Source organism: Candidatus Proelusimicrobium excrementi, assembly GCF_937881865.1.
Taxonomy (GTDB): domain Bacteria; phylum Elusimicrobiota; class Elusimicrobia; order Elusimicrobiales; family Elusimicrobiaceae; genus Proelusimicrobium; species Proelusimicrobium excrementi.
Genome location: NZ_CALGEO010000082.1, coordinates 1 through 2,734, shown reverse-complemented (window position 1 = coordinate 2,734; position 2,734 = coordinate 1). Strand labels below are relative to the sequence as shown.

Annotated in this window: 4 protein-coding genes and 1 pseudogene; all 5 read left to right on the top strand. The window is 47.2% G+C overall.

The genetic code is table 11. The annotated features are described in order from the left end of the window. Positions 1-128 precede the first annotated feature (128 nt). Positions 129-977 carry a hypothetical protein gene (locus tag ACQY26_RS03850; RefSeq protein ID WP_428047785.1) on the top strand — a complete coding sequence of 283 codons (849 nt, stop codon included), beginning with the start codon at positions 129-131 and terminating at the stop codon, positions 975-977. A 10-nt stretch (positions 978-987) separates the two neighbouring features. Then, a complete protein-coding gene (locus ACQY26_RS03845) occupies positions 988-1,263 on the top strand; it encodes a hypothetical protein (RefSeq protein WP_428047784.1) in 276 nt (91 codons plus the stop codon). Continuing rightward, the gene (locus tag ACQY26_RS03840) at positions 1,263-1,736 is read left to right on the top strand and encodes a hypothetical protein (protein WP_428047783.1); all 474 of its coding nucleotides are present in this window, start codon (positions 1,263-1,265) and stop codon (positions 1,734-1,736) included. The genes ACQY26_RS03845 and ACQY26_RS03840 overlap by 1 nt, the downstream gene beginning before the upstream one ends. Further along, positions 1,729-2,151, top strand: a complete 423-nt coding sequence (locus ACQY26_RS03835; protein WP_428047782.1) for a hypothetical protein — start codon at positions 1,729-1,731, stop codon at positions 2,149-2,151. The genes ACQY26_RS03840 and ACQY26_RS03835 overlap by 8 nt, the downstream gene beginning before the upstream one ends. Continuing rightward, positions 2,148-2,734, top strand: a pseudogene (locus ACQY26_RS03830) (hypothetical protein); the annotation flags it as partial. The gene ACQY26_RS03835 and the pseudogene ACQY26_RS03830, both read left to right, overlap by 4 nt.

Genomic DNA, 2,734 nt, shown 5'->3' with positions numbered 1-2,734 from the left:
CTAAGTATGATGCGCCCAAAGGGCGCGCAGTACCCAAGCAAGGAAAAAATTAAAATCGGCCCAAAAGCGGCAAAGTGCTAGCAATGAGAATTTAATTTAACACGAGTAATTTTTTAAGGAGAAAATAAATGTCAACAGATAATATATCCCCCATCCCCACCCGGGAAGAACTAATGCAAAGTGTAGTGCTTGACTATGCACCGTTCTACTCCGTCTTTAAAGGCGTACCCCACGAGGCAAAAATCGAAAACGTCAAATTCACCACGATAAGGGGCGATGACGAAATCGTCGCAAAAGGCATCAACGCGCAGGATACGGAAAGAGCTCACGTAAAAAGCGGCGTATCAAGCAAATACTACGCCAAAGCTTTTAAAGGCGTACAATATGCCGAATCAATCCGTCAGGCTCAGTCCGCTTTACCTAATATCAATAACAAGATATTGAAAGCTTTTCACAAGCAGCTTGACGCCGAAGTTTGGAACGGCGTTGATAATAACGGCGTAATAGTATCAAGCGACCCTAACCATATTACCAATACCGCGTCAACGCTCCCGCTCACAATTTCCGGCAATAACGGCATTGATAAACTGGTGGAGCTTTTCAACAGCCTTAAAACGCAGGTTGAAAATACGTCTTCATCATCCAATTACGAGTTTGCCGTTTACGGCGCGGATTTAAAGGCGTATCTGCTTAAAATTTTAAGCAACGGTTCCACTTACAAAAAAGTTTTGCAGGACGCTTTTAGCGGCATAAAGCTTTTAGATGTTCCGGCCAATTTATCCGCTTCCGCAAACGGACTTGTGGTTATTTGCCCGGATATAGTGGACTTGCATTATACTTTGCTCCCGCAAATTGAGAATACCGGCACCGACCAAAGGAACAGCGAAGCCTGGGTAAATTACATTTACGGTACGGCTATGGTTGACGTCAAAGAAAGAGGCGGGCTTATCGTGCAGCCTGTTTCTATCAGCGACTAAAGGAGAATATATGAGAGAAGAACTTGATAATATCTTGCAGGCAATAAATGCGGCTTATTTAACCGCCAACGAGTGGTGTGAAGCCGCACTTGTGCTTGACGGCAGGACTACGGACAAGGCCAAGTATCAGGCTCTTTTCTCGGTGCTTTATGCGCGCGGGGGGCAAGGGGCGGATATTAATAATTTACACGCTTACTTTGCCGCCCGCGGGCTTTCTAAGGCTGATTTAAGCCCAAACCAAAAGCAGGGCTTCAGCAATATTTTTATAGGGGCGGTGCTGGACTGATGTTTCACGCGGAAATGCTTAATCTTAAACGGGAAATAATGCGCCGTATGGGCTCTTATGAAATTGAAATAGGCGCGCTTACGGACAGGCCGGAGCGCATAGCAAAAAAAGAGCAGAAACGCTTTCACGGCGGGCCGGCCAACAGGGCGGGCAAAAACAGCAACACCACCGTAAGGGCTGTTTTGCAAAGAATGGACGCCGCATTCAATTTACTGTTAGCCCCTTGGAGTAATCCGTCCAATAAAGACGTGGCTTTGGTGCTGAAAGAAATACTTGTGGACATGAACAAATCCCACGGCGATAATAAGCGCATAGAAAACACCGCCTTGGCGACGGTAAGAGGCCCGATATTGCGCGGGGAGTACGGCTCCAACAGCCCCGAAACGATAAAGCAAAAGGGCTTTGACCGCCTGCTTATCAATACCGGCACGATGTTCAGTTCCATAGAAGCGAGGCTAAAGAAACGTGTTTAAAAAAGCTTTGGAAAAAGACCTTAAAGCGATTTTTAAGGTTAAAAAAGTTGTTTTTCAGCGGCTGGACGCGGCGACCGAGCAAGATGTTCTTTATTGTGAAATCACGCAAACGCGCCAAAGCGGGCGGCGCGGGGAAGAGTTTGGAAAAGTAAGCGGCAGAGTGGGCATTTTGGGCGCGGCTCAGGGCAACCCGTGGGGCTTTTTGCAAAAGCAGCTTTTAAACGCTCCGCAAAACGTAGAAAAACGCTTTTGGTTCGGCCCCATAGAAAGCCAAAGCGAAACCGTGCCCGGCTGGGAACTTAAAACGCAGTCTTTGGACTTTGTTTATTTTTACAAAGGCGAATATTACCCCGTCAAGGGGTTTATAGAAGGGATTATATGGATTTTTAATTTTATCACAGGAGGCAGTAAATGAGGGATACTCTCTTACAGTATGTTTTTAAACTCAGCGTAGAAACGCCGGCGGCAAGCCCGGATACTTCCTATATACGCAATATTTTATTTTTGGCCAAGCCTTTGGCGGAAGATACCCCGGCCGAGATTAAAAGGTGCGTGAGCGAGGCGGAAATCGCCGCGTTGACCAATAATCAGGAAGCGGCGCAAATCTTAAAAGGCGGCAAAAGCTACATCTACGTTTTGCCGACCGGCACTTTGGATATCGCCGATATTTTGGCGGCTTCGCCTTATAAATTTTTTACGGTAATGGCAGGCTCGGAGTTTACCGAAGACGAATATTCCGCAAAGGACTTCGGCGGTTTTGAAGGCGTATCATGCCGCGTTTTTACCGATCAGGAAAAGGCAAAAGCTTTTGCGGCAAAAACAAATCAGTGCGGATTTTTTACCACGGCGGAAACCGGCGCGAAAAACGCCGCCTTTGCTTTTGGCTCTTTCCTGTCCGCGCCGCAGTGGGATAACAGACAATTTATTGATATGCCGTTTTCCGGCGGCGTAAACGCTTTGGGCGCGGCCGACAGCCTTTTTGATGACCGCGTCAGCTT

What these genes read in the sequence shown, in the direction of transcription:
- ACQY26_RS03850 (WP_428047785.1), top strand. Translation starts at nt 129, where the DNA reads ATGTCAACAGATAATATATCCCCCATCCCCACCCGGGAAGAACTAATG.
- ACQY26_RS03845 (WP_428047784.1), top strand. Translation starts at nt 988, where the DNA reads ATGAGAGAAGAACTTGATAATATCTTGCAGGCAATAAATGCGGCTTAT.
- ACQY26_RS03840 (WP_428047783.1), top strand. Translation starts at nt 1,263, where the DNA reads ATGTTTCACGCGGAAATGCTTAATCTTAAACGGGAAATAATGCGCCGT.